The following is a 13,653-nucleotide window of genomic DNA, read 5'->3' as shown; positions in this document are numbered from 1 at the left end:
GTACCTCGCTTTCGTACCGGACGGACGACCGTAAGGAATGCGTGTTGCGTACGTTCATCGTCGGTTTGGGACGCTCCGGCCGCGAGCTCCATCTGCCGGTCCTGCTGCGACTGCGGCGCCGGTTTCCCGATCTCTTCTCCGCCTCACCGCCGCTCGGGTACGACACGGGGCCGGCCGGCGGCCCGGACGACGACCCGGAGATCGAGATTGTCGGCTCCCTGGCCGCGGCCCGGCTGCGGCTCGACCCGGCGGCGACGCTGGTGCACGTGTGCACCCCGCCCGGCGAGCGGGCCGGCGTGCTCGCCGCCCTCGGCGAGCTGGGGTTCGTCAACGTCCTGGTGGAGAAGCCGCTCGCGGACACCGCCGAGGCGCTGGCCGAACTGGCGGCGGTCCGGGAGAAGTACGGGCTGCGGATGGCCGTGGTCGCGCCGTGGCTGCACAGCACGCTCACCGAACGGCTCGCCGACCTCGTCGAGAGCGGGCGCTTCGGCCCGCTGCGGCACATCCGGATACGGCAGCACAAGCCCCGTATCCACCGCACCCTCAACAGCGCCGGGCACCGGACGGCCTTCGACGTGGAGCCGCCGCACGCGGTCGGCGTCGCGCTGCGGCTGGCCGGCGACGCCGACGTCACCGGCGCCGCCCTCACCGACGTGGACGTCGGCGGCCGGCGGGTGCCGGGCATGGGCGGGGCCGAGCTGACGCTGCGCCACCACTCGGGCGTGGTGAGCCGGCTGGAGTGCGACCTCACCTCGCCCCGCCGGGAGCGCCGGATCGAGCTGGACTTCGCGTCCGGCCGGGTCGTCGGCCACTACCCCGTCGGCAGCGAGGACCACTACGCGCACCTCACCGCGAGCCCGGTGGACGGCCCCCCGGCGGAGTCCGTCTTCCCGGACCTCGCCCTCGACGCCTGCCTGCTCGACGCCTACCGGCACCTCGCCGGCGACGACCCCGACGACGCCGTGCTGGACGCACGGGTGCGGCGCCAGATGCAGGTCGTCCGGCTGCTCGACGCGGCCAAGCACATGTCCGGCTCCAGGACGGAGGCACGTGATGCCGGCTGACACCCTCCCGCTCTGCGGAATCGGCGACGAGGCGGGCGCCCCGGCGGCGGTCCAGACCGGCGCCCTGAACGAACTCGGCTGGCCGCTGATCGAACTGCGGTCCGTCGACGGCGTCGCGCTCGCCGACCTCGACGACGCCGCCTTCGCCGAGCTGGCCGGCTCGGTGCGCGCCGCCGGTCTCGGCGTGCACTGCGTCGACTCCCGGATCGCCAACTGGGCCCGCCCCGTCACCGGCGACTTCGACGAGGACCTGCACGAGCTGGACATCCTCGCCGAACGCTGCGCCACGCTCGGCACCCGGTACGTACGCGTCATGTCGTACCCCAACGACGGGCTGAGCCCCGGCGCCTGGCGCGCCGTCGTCCTGCGGCGCATGGCGATCCTCACCGAACGCGCCGAGCGCGCCGGGCTGGTGCTGCTCCACGAGAACTGCGCCGGCTGGGCCGGCGCCAGCGCCGACCGCATGCTCCAGCTCCTGCGGTACGTCGACAGCCCCGCGCTGCGCCTGGTCTTCGACACCGGCAACGGGCCCGCCTACGGCTACCGGGCGTACGACCTGCTGCCCCAGCTCACGCCGTGGATCGAGCACGTCCAGATCAAGGACGCCGTCGTCGAGGGCGACGAGATCCGCTACACGCTGCCGGGACACGGCGAGTGCCGCGTCCTGGACTGCCTGCGGCACCTGATCGACCGCGGCTACACCGGCGCGCTGTCGATCGAGCCGCACGTCAAGGTGCGCCCGCACGAGTCCGCGACCGCGGGCGACGACGAGACCCGCGCGGCCTTCGTCGCCTGCGGCCGGGCGCTGGAGGAACTGCTCGCCCGGATCGGCAAGGTGACCGTATGACCACGGCGCAGGTACGGATGTCGCGCGCGGACCGCGACCTGTTGCTCGATCTGGTCGGGTTACCGACCGCCGGGCCGATGGAGACCGGCCCGGACGCGGAGCCGCCGCGGCTGCGCGAGGCGCAGATGCGCTACGCCAGGGCCGCGGCCGAGCTGGGCTTCGAGGTGGCGTACCACGCCGCGCCGGGCCCCGAGTGGCTGGACCGGCCCGACGTGCCCGCGCAGGTGCGCGACATGGCGCGGCGGGTCGACGGGTTCCTGGACAACCAGCCGAGCCTCGTGCTGCGGCTCGGCGGCGCGCTGCCCCGGGCGCGCACCCTGATGTTCAACGTGCACCTCGACACGGTCGCCGGCGGCAAGCCGCCGCACCTGGCCGGCGACCGCTTCCACGGCCGCGGCGCCGTCGACGCCAAGGGGCCCGCCGTCGCGCTGCTCGCCGGGCTGCGGGCCGCGATCACCCGGGTGCCGGCGCTCGGCACCGACGTGGGCGTGCTCATCCAGGCGGTCTCCGGTGAAGAGGGCGGCGCCATGGGGGTCTTCGGCACCCGGCCGCTGGTGGAGCAGGGCTGGACGGGACGCATCAACGTGTTCTGCGAGCCGACCCGCGGCCTGCTCGTGCCCCGCGCCACCGCGGCGGCCACCGCCCGGATCGCCGTCGCCGGCGCCGACTCCATCGACGACCACCCCGACGCCGGCCACAACGCCTCCGTGCTCCTCGGCTTCCTCGCCCAGCGGCTCGCCCGCACGCTGCCCGGCGCGGTGGCCGAGGGCCGGGTCTGCGTCGCCGGGCTGCACACCGGCGCCGCGCACAACAAGGTCTACGGCACCGGCGCCCTGCTGCTGAACCTGGCGTACCGCACCGCCGCGGCCGGCCGGGCGCAGGAGGAGGCGCTGGAGCGCGAACTGACCGCCGGGATCGACGAGTTCGCCGCCGTCTTCGGCGGGCTGCCGGACTTCGCCCGCACCGCACGGGACGCCCGCCGGATCACCCGGCTGGCGTGGCTCAAGCGCGGCCTGCCCGCGCTCGACAACCGCGACGCCTGGGCGGAGCAGGTGCTGACCGGGGCCGGTCTCGAGTACGCCCCGCCGGACGCCCCCGCCTGCACCTGCGACGCCATCTGGGCCCACGCCCTGCCGCACGCGTACACGGTCGTCTACGGCCCCGGAGACCTCGACGCCAACGGCGCCCACGCCGCGGACGAGTACGTCGACGCCGCCGACCTGGAGCGCTACGCCGACGGCATCGCCTCCATGGTGGCCGCCTTCGCCTCCGCTACGAACGGATCGTCATGACCCTGCTGCCGTACCACCAGCTCACCGACTTCACCACCGAGGTCTTCCAGGCCCACGGCGTACCCGAGGACCGGGCGCGTACCGCCGCGGAAGCCCTCGTCTACGGCGACCTCGTGGGCATGCGCTCCCACGGCCTCGCCAACCTCACCCGCCTCTACCTGCCGCTCTTCACCTCCGGCCGGGTCGCGCCCGCCGCCGAGCCCGAGGTGCTCGCCGACCGCGGCGCCACCGTGCTGCTCGACTCCCGCAAGGGCCTGGGGCTGTGGGCCGCCGCGGAGGCCATGGACCTCGCCGCCGAGCGGGCCGGGCAGTACGGCATCGGCATGGTGTCCGTACGCGACGCGACGCACCTCGGCTGCGCCGGCTTCCACGCCGCCCGCGCCGTCGAGAACGGCATGATCGGGCTGGTCGCCTCGAACTGCGGCCGGCAGCGCATCGCCCGCCCGCCGGGCGGCCGGGTCGCCATGCTCGGCACCAACCCGCTCGCCGCCGCCGCCCCCGCGGGCCCCGGGCAGGCGCCGTTCGTGCTGGACATGAGCACCACCGTCGCCCCCACCGGCAAGGTGCGCGAGGCGGCGCGGGCCGGCCGGTCCATACCCGAGGGCTGGCTGCAGGACGCCGAGGGCCGCTGGGTGACGGACCCGCACGCGCTCGACCGCGGCGAGGGCTTCCCGCTCTTCCTCGGCGGCCACCCGGAGACCGGCGGCTACAAGGGCTACGGTCTCGCGCTGCTGGTCGAGGTGCTGGCCGCGCTGGTGCCCGGCGCCGGGCTCGGCCCGGACCCCGAGGCGTACTCCGGCACCGGCGGCCCGAGCGGCCGCGACGACGACATCGGCTTCTTCGTCCTGGCCGTCGCGCCCGCCGCCCTCCGCCCCGAGGAGGACTTCACCCGCCAGGCGGCCGGGCTCTTCGCCGCCCTCACCGGCAGCCCGACGCTGCCGGGGACCGACAAGGTCGTCTACCCGGGCTGCCGGGAGGCGGACCTGAAGGCCGCGGCGCTGGCCGAAGGCGTGCCCGTGGCGGACGCGCTCCTCGGCGAACTGCGCTCCGTCGCCGACGACCTGGGGCTGAAGCTCCCGGAGGGAGACCGCAATGACCGGTGACGACATCACCCGCCCGCTGCGCATCGGGCTGATCGGCCTGGGCGTGATCTCCCGCTTCTACGCCGCGGCGCTGGAGGAGGTGCCGGGGGTCGAACTGGCCGCGGTGTGCGACCTGCGGGACGAGGCGCTGGCCCCGTACCGCGACCGCGTCCCCTGCTTCACGAGCCACGCGGACCTGCTCGAGGCCGGCGGTCTGGACGCGGCCGTCGTCAACGTGCCGAACGACGCGCACGCGGCGGTGTGCGGCGACCTGATCGCCGCCGGGTTGCCGGTGTGTGTGGAGAAGCCGCTGGCCACCAGCCTTTCTGACGGCCGCGCGCTGGTACGCGCGGCCCGCGACCGCGACGTCGTGCTCTTCACCGCCTTCCACCGGCGCTACAACGGCAACGCGCTCGCGCTGCTGGAGGCCATCCCGCCCGGCGTGGGCATCGAGTGGATGGTCGTGCGCTACCTGGAGAAGATCGAGGAGCACGCCGGCGCCGACGCCTGGTACCTCGACGCCGACCGCTGCGGTGGCGGCTGCGTGGCGGACAACGGGCCCAACGCCTTCGACACCGTGCGCCAGTTCCTCGGCCCGGTCGAACTGGAGTCGGCCGAGGTGGTGCGCGACGAGGCGGGCACCGACCGGCAGGCGCAGGTGTCGCTCACCGCCGCCTCCGGCGCCCGCGGCCGGGTGGAGCTGGACTGGTCGTACGAGGGCGAGCGCAAGGACGTCACGGTCCGGCTCACCGACGGCTCGCTGCACAGCGCCGACATGCTCGACGGCTACCCGGAGTTCAAGCAGTCGCTGTGGCACGAGTACCGGGGCATCGTGACCGACTTCGCGCAGGCCGTACGCGCCGGGGAGGACCGCGCCGAGGGCGGGCTCGCGGCGCTGGAGCTGGTCGCGGAGATCTACCGCAGGGAAAGCACGGCCGGCGAGCCGACGACGACGGGAGCAGCGCGGTGAACCCGCAGGAGGACGGCGACAAGCTGACGGTGACCGGACGGCTGGTGAAGATCCTCATCCACCGCCGCGAGGACCGCGGGATGTCGGTGGACGAGTGGGCCAGCCGCTGCGTCCGCAGCGGCGAGGTGCACGAACTCGTCACCACCGACCAGCACGACACCACGACGGGCGCGCGGGTCGACCGGGTCGGGTTCCTCGGCTTCGTGGAGATCTCCGAGGCCGGCGTCGTCGACCGCGGCGACCCGGTGGTGATCGACGGCAAGCGGGTCGGCTCCGTACTCGGCTTCGACTCCTGCCACTTCCCCAACCACTACAACATCCTCATCGCGGTCGACGCGACCGTCACCGGCCGGGAACTCGGCCTGACGCCCGACATGAAGGTGTCCATCGGCCCGCAGCCGTGATCCGGGCCCTCTTCCTTTCACCGCCGGGCGGCGGCGGCCCGCAATGATCCGCGCGCTGAAGGACACCTTGCGCGGTGCTTGGGAACCAATTGCGGCCGACTTGGCGCCGAGTTGCCGACGGGGCCCGCCACCCCTGGTCGGCGGGGACCGGCAACCCGGCCGCCTGTGACACTGCTTGTGCCGAACCATGCGGTCGGTTACTCTCCCGTGAGGTCTCTGGGGGATATCACGGGGGAGTGATCACCGATCGAGCCTCCGTTTACGTGCACGAGTTATCGGAAGGGTTCGAGAGCGCGATGGAATTTTCCCTACTCGGTCCACTGCGCATGCACGAACAGGGGTGCTCTTATACTCCGACGGCGCCCAAACAACGACAGCTACTCTCGTTGCTCCTGCTCAACGCCAACCAGGTTGTCTCGACGCGCACATGCATAGAGGAACTCTGGGAGAACACTCCGCCCAACACCGCGCTCTCGACGGTCCAGTCCTACATCCTGCAGTTGCGGCGCATCCTGCGCCGGGTGCCGCGGGTGGGCAGTCTGGAAGCGGCCCGGCGGATACTGGAGACACGGGACGGCGGCTATCTGCTCACGGTGCGCGGGGACGAGCTGGACACGAACACCTTCGCCACGCTCGTGGCCAGCGGCCGGTCCAAGCTGTACACCGACGACGTCGCGGCGACCGAACTCCTGGGCCGGGCACTGGCCTTATGGCAGGGGTCGGTGCTGGCGGACGTCCAGGTCGGGCCGGTGGTCAGGGCGTACGCGGTCGGACTCGAAGAGGACCGCATGAGCGTCCAGGAGCAGCGCATCGACGCCGACCTGCGGCTCGGCCGGCACCGCGAGGTGCTCGGCGAACTGAGTTCGCTCACCACCAAGCTGCCCACCCGGGAGAGCCTGCACGCCCGGCTCATCCTGGCGATGTACCGGTCGGGACGGCGCAGCCAGGCCCTGGAGGTCGTCCACCGGCTGCGTACGACGCTCCGTGAGGAACTGGGCCTGGAGCCCTCACCGATGATCCGGAATCTGCAACAGGCGGTGCTGACCTGCGACCCCGAATTGGACGATCTCCTGCGCGGTCCCGACCTGACGAAATCCGTCCACGCCGGTCCATTCGACCTCGTGGCGCCCGGCCGGGTGGAGCAACACGCGCTGGCGTCCGCCGCTTTCGGTAGGGACGTATAGCGGGGCCCGGATTCCGTGTCCTCCGGAAAAGCACCTTCGGCGTTCGCGCCGGGGGTGCTTTTTCCCTGTCCGTATGAACTCGGCGATAAGTATTTCGGAACTGCGGTATACAATGTCCTGAAATTCGCCCCGCGGCTCAGAGGGATTCCACATGGTCCGCGGCCGGCACCCGGTGCCGGCAGTCGAAGATATAGCCGGCCGTCGCCACGAGGTGCGCGTAGTCGAAGGCGTCGTGGTCCGTGGCGACCAGCACGACATGCGCCGCCCGGACCTCCTCGTCCGACAGCTCCACCCGCACCAGCCCCGCGACCCCCGGGTCCTCCGAGACCACGGGGTCCGCGACCCGCACCTGGGCGCCCTCCGCGAGGAGCTGCTCCGCGAGGCGGACCGCGGGCGACTCCCGTACGTCGCCGGTGTTCGGCTTGTACGCCAGCCCCAGCATCAGCACCCGGGCGCCGTGGAGCGTCTGGCCGCGCCTGCCGAGGCCCCGGGTGACCCGGCGGACCACGTACTCGGGCATCTGCGTGTTCAGCTCGTCGGCCAGCGCGACCATCCGGAAGGGCCTGCTGAGATCCTGCTCGACCTTCCACGACAGATACAGCGGGTCGACCGGGAGGCAGTGGCCGCCGACCCCGGGGCCCGGGGTGAAGCGCATGAAGCCGAACGGCTTGGTGGCGGCGATGTCCAGCGCGTCCCACACGTCGACGCCGAGCGCCTCCGCGTGCATGGCCAGCTCGTTCACCAGGGCGATGTTGACGTGCCTGAACGTGTTCTCCAGCACCTTCGCCATCTCGGCCACCCGGATCGTGGGCGCCGGCACGACCGTGTCGACGATCGAGCCGTAGAAGTCCGCCAGCCGGCGGCGGGAGCGCTCGTCGACCCCGGCCACGACCTTCGGCGTGGTGGTGAACGTCCAGCGGGTGTTGCCCGGGTCGATGCGCTCCGGGCTGTAGCCGAGGTGGAAGTCGGTGCCCGCGGCCAGTCCGGACAGCCGCTCCAGCAGCGGGGCGAGGACGTCGCCGGTGGTGCCGGGGTAGCTGGTCGACTCCAGCGAGACCGCCGCCCCCGGCCGCAGCCAGCGGGCGAGGGTGGTGCCGGCGGCCTCGATGTACGACAGGTCGGGCAGGCCGTCGCGCATCGGGGTGGGCACGGTGATCACCGCGAGGTCGAAGCCGGCGAGGTCGTCCGGCTCCATCGTGGGCCGGTACGCCCCGCTGTCCAGCAGCGCGGCGAGTTGCGCCGAGTCCACGTCGCCGACGTACGACTCGCCCACGGCGAGCTTCTTCACCCGGTCCTCGTCGACCTCGAAGCCGACGACCTCGTACCCGCGCTCCGCGGCGGCGACGGCCAGCGGCAGGCCCACGTAGCCCTGCCCCATGACGACGACCTTCTCGCCCATGCCCGTACCCCCTAGTCGAAGAATTCGCACACCGAGTCGGCGATGAACTCCACCTGGAAGTCCGTCAGGTGGGGCCAGATCGGGATGGCCAGGTTGCGGGCGCTGACCTGCCGGGCCCGCGGCCAGTCGGCGCCTTCGGGGGCGTACTTCGCGAACGCGGGCTGGAGCGGCAGCGGCACCGGGTAGTAGATGTGCGTGCCGATCTGCTTCTCGGTGAGCCAGGCGCGCAGGTCCTCGCGCCGCTCGACCAGGAGCGAGTACACGTAGTAGCAGCGGCCGTTGCGGCCCGCGGGCGGGGCGACGAGGCCGCGGTCGGCGAGCGGGGCGAAGCGCTCCGTGTAGTAGTCGGCGATCCGGGCCCGGCGCTCCAGCCGGTCCGCGAAGCCGCCGATCCGGTGCAACTGGAAGGCGGCCAGGATCTCGTCGAAGCGGCTGTTCTGGCCGATCTCGTGGTGCAGGAACCGGGTGATGCCGTCCTGGCCGTGGTTGCGGAGCATCCGCACCCTGCGGGCCAGGTCCTCGTCGTCCGTGACGACCATGCCGCCCTCGCCGGCCGTGCCGAACGCCTTGACCTGGAAGTAGGAGAACACCCCGAGGTCGCCCCAGGCGCCGGACGGGGTGCCGTCGAGCACCGCTCCCTGCGCGACCGCGGCGTCCTCGATCACCGTCAGCCCGTGCGCCCGGCCGATCTTGTTCATGGCCGGCATGTCGGCCATGATCGAGAAGACGTGGGCGGGCATCAGGGCCCGGGTGCGCTCGGTGATCAGCTCCTCGGTGCTCGCCGGGTCCATCACCATCGTGTGCGGGTCGACGTCGGCGAAGACCGGGGTCGCGCCGAGGTTCGCCACCGAACTGGCCACCGGCTGGCAGCAGAACGCCGGGACGATCACCTCGTCGCCGGGGCCCACGCCCACCGCCTGGACGGCGAGGTTGAGCCCGCCGGTCCCGCTGGAGCAGGCGACGGCGTGCTCGACGCCCGTCGCGGCGGCGGTCGCGCGTTCGAGTTCCGCGGTGCGCCGGCCGAGGATGAACTTCTGCTCGTCGTCCGTGCCGACCTCGTAGAGCAGGTCGAGGAACGCCTGCCGGTCCTGCTCGAAGAGGTCGTCGGGGAAGAACGGGATGGTCACCGTCCGGCACCTCCGGCGTAGAAGTCGGCGACGGCCCCGCAGACGATGTCCACCTGGTCCTCGGTGAGGTCCGGGTAGAAAGGCAGGGCCAGCGTGCGCTTGCAGGTCCGCTCCGCGACCGGCAGCGAGCCCTCGGGGTGCTCGGGCCCGGCGTAGCAGGGCTGGAGGTGGAGCGGGCGGGGGTAGTACGTCTCGGTGCCGATGCCGCGGGCCGCGAGGAACTCGACCAGCTCGTCCCGCTGCTCGACCTCGATGAGGTAGACGTAGAACACCGGGTCCGCCTGCGCCGGACGGGGCACCAGCCGGGGCAGGGAGTGGATGCCCTCCTGCCCGCGCAGCCGCTCGTCGTACGCGGCCGCCAGCTCCCGGCGCCGGGCGATGTCGGCATCCAGCCGGGTGAGCTTGGCCAGCAGCACCGCGGCCTGGACGTCGTCCATCTTGCTGTTGGTGCCGGAGACGCCGGAGAGGTTGGAGATGCCGGCGATGTGGTCCAGCGTCTTGCCCATCCGCCCGTGGTGGCGCAGGATCGCGGCCTGCTGGGCGATGTCGTCGTCGTCCGTCAGGATCATCCCGGCGTCGCCCAGGGCGCCGAGGGTCTTGGTGGGGAAGAAGCTGAGCACGCCGCCGGCGCCGAGCAGCCCGGCGTGCACGCCGTCCCAGCGCATGCCGATGCCCTCGGCACTGTCCTCCAGCAGCTTCAGGTCGTGGCGCCGCGCCAGCTCCGTGAGCCGGTCCATCGCCGCGAGCTGGTGGAAGAGGTGTACGGGCATCACGGCCTTGGTGCGCTCGGTGACGAGCGCCTCGGCGGAGTCCGCGTCCAGCGCGTAGTCGCCGTCCGCCGTGATGTCGGCGAAGACGGGACGGGCGCCGGCCATCGTGACGGACGACGCGGTCGCGAAGAAGGTGAACGCGGGCACGATCACCTCGTCCCCGGGGCCGATGCCGGCGGCCCTGAGCAGCAGGACGAGGGCGTCGGTGCCGCTGTTCACGCCGAGGGCGTGCCGGGCGCCGGTGTACTCGGCGACGGCGCGCTCCAACTGCCCGACCTGGCGGCCGTGGGAGTACTTGCCCCGGTCGAAGACGGCGTTGACGTGGTCACTGATCTGCGGCCACAGCTCGGTGAAGCTCCGTGCCTGGGAGAAGAACGGCACAGGTGGGGCCGCAGCTTCGGAGTGGGTGAGCGCCATACGCGCCAGCGTAGGGAGCGATTCCGGGGGCGGCCACGGACAAGTTGTTGCCTGCACGGAACGCACCCGGGGTGACAGTCCCCGGGGTAGGAGCGGCTTCTACGGCTCTACCGCTCTACCGCCGCCCGCGCGCAGCGCAGTGTCTCCCGGCTGGCCGTCCCCAGCGCCTTGCGCACGTGCGCGCGGGCCCCGGCGAGCGTCGCCCCCGCCCCCGGGAAGTCCGGCACCGCCTCCGGCCGCAGCACGGCGGTGTGCCGGTGCACGGCCCGTACGCCGCCGGCCGTCTCGGTGAACGACCATTCGGTGAGGTGCGCGGCCAGCAGCGCCGGCAGCCGCAGCCGCTTGGCGACGATCCGCCCGGGGCCGGGGCGTACCCGTACCGACTCGGTGGTGTGCGTGCTCCCGTCGGGGAGCACCGTGTCCAGCTCCAGGAGCTGCGCCCGCGGCGAGACCTCGGTGAGCGCCGCCCGGGCGACGTGCGGCACCCGCTCCGCCCAGGCGCCGGCGCGCCAGAGGAAGTCGTGGACGGCCGCCGGCGCGGCCGCGATCTCCAGCTCGTCGGCGAAGGTGAGCAGCACGTCGCCGATGCGGTCGGCGTGTTCGGCGGCCTGCTTCAGGCTCTCCAGCCCCGACTTGGCGTCCGCCTCGGCCGCCGCGCGGAGCCAGGCCAGTCGCTCGGGGTCGTCGCCTGCCGCCGCGTACGCCTGGTCGAGCACCACCTCGCAGCCGCCCGCCGCCGGGCGGATCCGCCAGGTGCCGCTCCGGCCGGCGGCCGGGGGGCGCGGTCCTTCGTACCGGAAGCCGAGGGTGAGCGCGTCCGGGTCGGGCGTGAGGCGTACGCGCACGTCGTCGACCCCGCCGTCCGCGGTCGTCCAGAGCCGCAGCACGTCCTCGCCGCCCTCCGCCGGGTCCCGTTCGGCGTGCACGACGGCGGGGAAGAGCCGGGACCATCCCGGCACGTCGGAGAGGAGCCCGTACACGACGATCGCGGGCGCCGCGACGGTGCCGGTGTGCCTGACATGGTGGGAGTGCGCCATGGTGGATCGTCCCCTTCTCCGCCGGACGTGCCGTGGCTTCGATCGTGAAGAGCGGCAGTGAGGATTCGATCGTCTCTTGCTGGTGGCTCGACGGAGGCTGCCTCCACTCACCATCGCGGCACCAGGCCGGGGTGGACCATCGGGGACGCGTACGTCCGTCGTCCGCAGGAGGTCACGTGCCCGAACCGCCGCAACGAGACATCGAGACCACCCGCCGCAGCCTTGCGCGGTGGCTCGCCGGCCGGCTGCCGGAGGCCGGGACCCCCGAGGTCGGGGTGGAGGCGCCGCGCGGACGGGGCTTCGGTCCCGAGACCTTGTGGGCCGTCGCCGAGTGGCAGCGGACCGGGACGCGGCGGGACTTCGCCGTACGGGTGGCGTCCACGCGGTATCAGGTGCTGCCCGAGTCCCGGCTCCTCGACGAGTACCGGGTGCTGCGCGCGCTGGCGCCCACGCCGGTGCCGGTGCCCGCCGTGCTGGGCTACGAGGCCGACCCCGCCGTGCTCGGGGCGCCGTTCTACGTCACCGAGCGCGTCCGCGGGTGGACGCCCGCGGAGCGGCCCCCGTACCGCTCGGGCGGCGCGCTCGCCGACCGCGACGAGGCGGGACGGGCGGAGCTGTGGTGGGCGGGCCTCGGCGTGCTCCGGACGCTGCACGGCCTGGACGGGGACCGGCTCAACGTCGCCTTCCTGGAGCACGCCGCCGGCGCACCTAGCGGCCTCGGCGGCCAGCTCGACTTCTACGAGCGGCACTTGGACCACTTCGCCGCCGACCGCTCCGGCGTCGTCCTCGCGGCGCTCGACTGGCTGCGCGAGACCCTCCCGGAGCCCGCGGGCCCGCCCCGGCTGCTCTGGGGCGACGCCCGGCTCGGCAACATCGTCTTCCGCGGCGCCCGCCCCGCGGCCGTACTCGGCTGGGAGACGGCCTTCCTCGGCCCGCCGGAGGCGGATCTCGCCTGGTTCCTGCACGTCGGCCGCCACCTCGCGGGCGACGGGCCCCGGCTCGCGGGCCTGCCGGGACGGCAGGCTACGATCGACCGCTACGAGGAGTGGCTGGGCCGGCCGATCGCCGGACAGTTGCCCTGGCACGAGGTGTTCGCCGGCTTCCGCTTCGCCCTCGTCGCCGCCCGCACGGGCCGGCTGCTGGCCGAACAGGGCCTGGCCGACGGAGCGTCGGAGGTCCCCTTCACACGCGCCGCCGAGCGCCTGCTCGCGGCGATCCTCGCACCCCTCGATGCCGTCGCCGTCTGATTCCGGCGGGTCCGCGGCGGGCCCCTTCAGCAATCAAGGTCGGCGATACGGCGCCGACTTTGGGACAAGGTGTACGGATTCCTCCGAGTGAGGCCGTACGTGATCGTCAGCCAGCCCCGGGCCTCGGGGTCACGCGGGATGGAGTCCTGTTGTCGCCTCGAACCGGCACGAGGTCTTCGGGCCTGGAGCGCGGACCCGATCCGAGAGCCGTACGCAGCCGGGCCGCCGCCCTCGACGCCGCGCGCGCCCTGCTGGTCGAGCAGGGCTGGGCCGCCGTCACGCACGTGTCGGTGGCCGCCCGCAGCGGCGTCGGCCGCACCACCCTCTACCGCCACTGGCCCGACCCCGCGGAGATGATCCGCGACGCCATCACCGAGGGCCTGACGATCGCGCACGTCCGCCGCACCGGGGAGCTGCGGCGCGACCTGCTGGGCGAGCTGAACGTGGTCCGCCGCTGGCTGCACGACCCCACCGCGGAGCGCGCGCTGCGTGCCGTCATCGAGCGGGTCAGCGTCGACCCGGCGTACGGCGAGCTGAAGAACTCCCTCTACACCGCGGCCTCCGAGGGGCTGCGCGCCATCGTCGACGCCGCCAGGGAGCGCGGCGAACTGCCCGCGGGGCTCGACACCGACCTGGCCGTCGACCAGCTCTCGGGCCCGCTGATGTTCCGCCGGCTGGTGGCCGAGCGGACCTTCGACGGCGGGTTCGTGGAGTCCGTCGTCGACTTCTTCCTCAGCGCGTACGACGACACCTCCTCCTGAAGCTCCTGAAGCCGCCGTTTCCCCGGGCCGCCGCGGCGGCGGGGCGCGGGGC

The 13,653-nt window shown here is 73.3% G+C and carries 13 protein-coding genes; 9 read left to right on the top strand and 4 right to left on the bottom strand.

The window, feature by feature from the left end; translation table 11 throughout:
- Positions 1-44: 44 nt before the first annotated feature.
- The 7 genes from DMB38_RS36720 to DMB38_RS08975 all read left to right on the top strand — a co-directional run bounded on the left by DMB38_RS36720 (position 45) and on the right by DMB38_RS08975 (position 6,843).
- Positions 45-1,064: a Gfo/Idh/MocA family oxidoreductase gene (locus DMB38_RS36720; protein WP_164715949.1), complete on the top strand. Its 1,020-nt coding sequence runs from the start codon at positions 45-47 to the stop codon at positions 1,062-1,064.
- Entirely contained in the window at positions 1,054-1,911 is an 858-nt protein-coding gene (locus DMB38_RS09000) for a sugar phosphate isomerase/epimerase family protein (RefSeq protein ID WP_125934731.1), read from the top strand. Before DMB38_RS36720 ends, DMB38_RS09000 begins: the two co-directional genes overlap by 11 nt.
- Positions 1,908-3,203, top strand: coding sequence for a M20/M25/M40 family metallo-hydrolase (locus DMB38_RS08995; protein WP_125934730.1), 1,296 nt, complete (start codon positions 1,908-1,910; stop codon positions 3,201-3,203). The genes DMB38_RS09000 and DMB38_RS08995 overlap by 4 nt, the downstream gene beginning before the upstream one ends.
- Positions 3,200-4,306, top strand: a complete 1,107-nt coding sequence (locus DMB38_RS08990) for an Ldh family oxidoreductase (RefSeq protein WP_125934729.1) — start codon at positions 3,200-3,202, stop codon at positions 4,304-4,306. Before DMB38_RS08995 ends, DMB38_RS08990 begins: the two co-directional genes overlap by 4 nt.
- On the top strand, positions 4,296-5,255 hold the full coding sequence (locus tag DMB38_RS08985; RefSeq protein WP_125934728.1) for a Gfo/Idh/MocA family oxidoreductase: 960 nt from the start codon (positions 4,296-4,298) through the stop codon (positions 5,253-5,255). Before DMB38_RS08990 ends, DMB38_RS08985 begins: the two co-directional genes overlap by 11 nt.
- Positions 5,252-5,659 (top strand): hypothetical protein, encoded by a 408-nt coding sequence (locus DMB38_RS08980; protein ID WP_125934727.1) that lies wholly within the window; start codon positions 5,252-5,254, stop codon positions 5,657-5,659. The genes DMB38_RS08985 and DMB38_RS08980 overlap by 4 nt, the downstream gene beginning before the upstream one ends.
- 296 nt (positions 5,660-5,955) lie before the next feature.
- Positions 5,956-6,843 carry an AfsR/SARP family transcriptional regulator gene (locus tag DMB38_RS08975; RefSeq protein WP_125938906.1) on the top strand — a complete coding sequence of 296 codons (888 nt, stop codon included), beginning with the start codon at positions 5,956-5,958 and terminating at the stop codon, positions 6,841-6,843.
- A 136-nt stretch (positions 6,844-6,979) separates the two neighbouring features.
- Here the strand turns inward: DMB38_RS08975 and DMB38_RS08970 are convergent, their stop codons facing one another.
- The 4 genes from DMB38_RS08970 to DMB38_RS08955 all read right to left on the bottom strand — a co-directional run bounded on the left by DMB38_RS08970 (position 6,980) and on the right by DMB38_RS08955 (position 11,593).
- On the bottom strand, positions 6,980-8,242 hold the full coding sequence (locus DMB38_RS08970; RefSeq protein WP_240662070.1) for a nucleotide sugar dehydrogenase: 1,263 nt from the start codon (positions 8,240-8,242) through the stop codon (positions 6,980-6,982).
- 11 nt (positions 8,243-8,253) lie between these two features.
- Positions 8,254-9,369, bottom strand: a complete 1,116-nt coding sequence (locus DMB38_RS08965) for a DegT/DnrJ/EryC1/StrS family aminotransferase (RefSeq protein ID WP_125934726.1) — start codon at positions 9,367-9,369, stop codon at positions 8,254-8,256.
- Positions 9,366-10,556: a DegT/DnrJ/EryC1/StrS family aminotransferase gene (locus DMB38_RS08960; RefSeq protein WP_125934725.1), complete on the bottom strand. Its 1,191-nt coding sequence runs from the start codon at positions 10,554-10,556 to the stop codon at positions 9,366-9,368. The genes DMB38_RS08965 and DMB38_RS08960 overlap by 4 nt, the downstream gene beginning before the upstream one ends.
- A gap of 107 nt (positions 10,557-10,663) precedes the next feature.
- The gene (locus tag DMB38_RS08955) at positions 10,664-11,593 is read right to left on the bottom strand and encodes an SRPBCC family protein (protein WP_164715948.1); all 930 of its coding nucleotides are present in this window, start codon (positions 11,591-11,593) and stop codon (positions 10,664-10,666) included.
- A 176-nt stretch (positions 11,594-11,769) separates the two neighbouring features.
- Between DMB38_RS08955 and DMB38_RS08950 the strand changes: the two genes are divergently transcribed.
- Together DMB38_RS08950 and DMB38_RS08945 are read left to right on the top strand one after the other, a co-directional pair.
- Positions 11,770-12,840, top strand: a complete 1,071-nt coding sequence (locus DMB38_RS08950; protein WP_164715947.1) for a phosphotransferase family protein — start codon at positions 11,770-11,772, stop codon at positions 12,838-12,840.
- Between the two features lie 149 nt (positions 12,841-12,989).
- Positions 12,990-13,601, top strand: a complete 612-nt coding sequence (locus tag DMB38_RS08945) for a TetR/AcrR family transcriptional regulator (protein ID WP_206337664.1) — start codon at positions 12,990-12,992, stop codon at positions 13,599-13,601.
- Positions 13,602-13,653 lie beyond the last annotated feature (52 nt).

This window comes from Streptomyces sp. WAC 06738, assembly GCF_003945505.1.
Lineage (GTDB): Bacteria > Actinomycetota > Actinomycetes > Streptomycetales > Streptomycetaceae > Streptomyces.
This window is presented reverse-complemented; position numbering and strand designations above follow the sequence as displayed.

What these genes read in the sequence shown, in the direction of transcription:
- DMB38_RS08970 (WP_240662070.1), bottom strand. Translation starts at nt 8,242, where the DNA reads ATGGGCGAGAAGGTCGTCGTCATGGGGCAGGGCTACGTGGGCCTGCCG.
- DMB38_RS09000 (WP_125934731.1), top strand. Translation starts at nt 1,054, where the DNA reads ATGCCGGCTGACACCCTCCCGCTCTGCGGAATCGGCGACGAGGCGGGC.
- DMB38_RS08955 (WP_164715948.1), bottom strand. Translation starts at nt 11,593, where the DNA reads ATGGCGCACTCCCACCATGTCAGGCACACCGGCACCGTCGCGGCGCCC.
- DMB38_RS08960 (WP_125934725.1), bottom strand. Translation starts at nt 10,556, where the DNA reads ATGGCGCTCACCCACTCCGAAGCTGCGGCCCCACCTGTGCCGTTCTTC.
- DMB38_RS08985 (WP_125934728.1), top strand. Translation starts at nt 4,296, where the DNA reads ATGACCGGTGACGACATCACCCGCCCGCTGCGCATCGGGCTGATCGGC.
- DMB38_RS08990 (WP_125934729.1), top strand. Translation starts at nt 3,200, where the DNA reads ATGACCCTGCTGCCGTACCACCAGCTCACCGACTTCACCACCGAGGTC.
- DMB38_RS08995 (WP_125934730.1), top strand. Translation starts at nt 1,908, where the DNA reads ATGACCACGGCGCAGGTACGGATGTCGCGCGCGGACCGCGACCTGTTG.
- DMB38_RS08975 (WP_125938906.1), top strand. Translation starts at nt 5,956, where the DNA reads ATGGAATTTTCCCTACTCGGTCCACTGCGCATGCACGAACAGGGGTGC.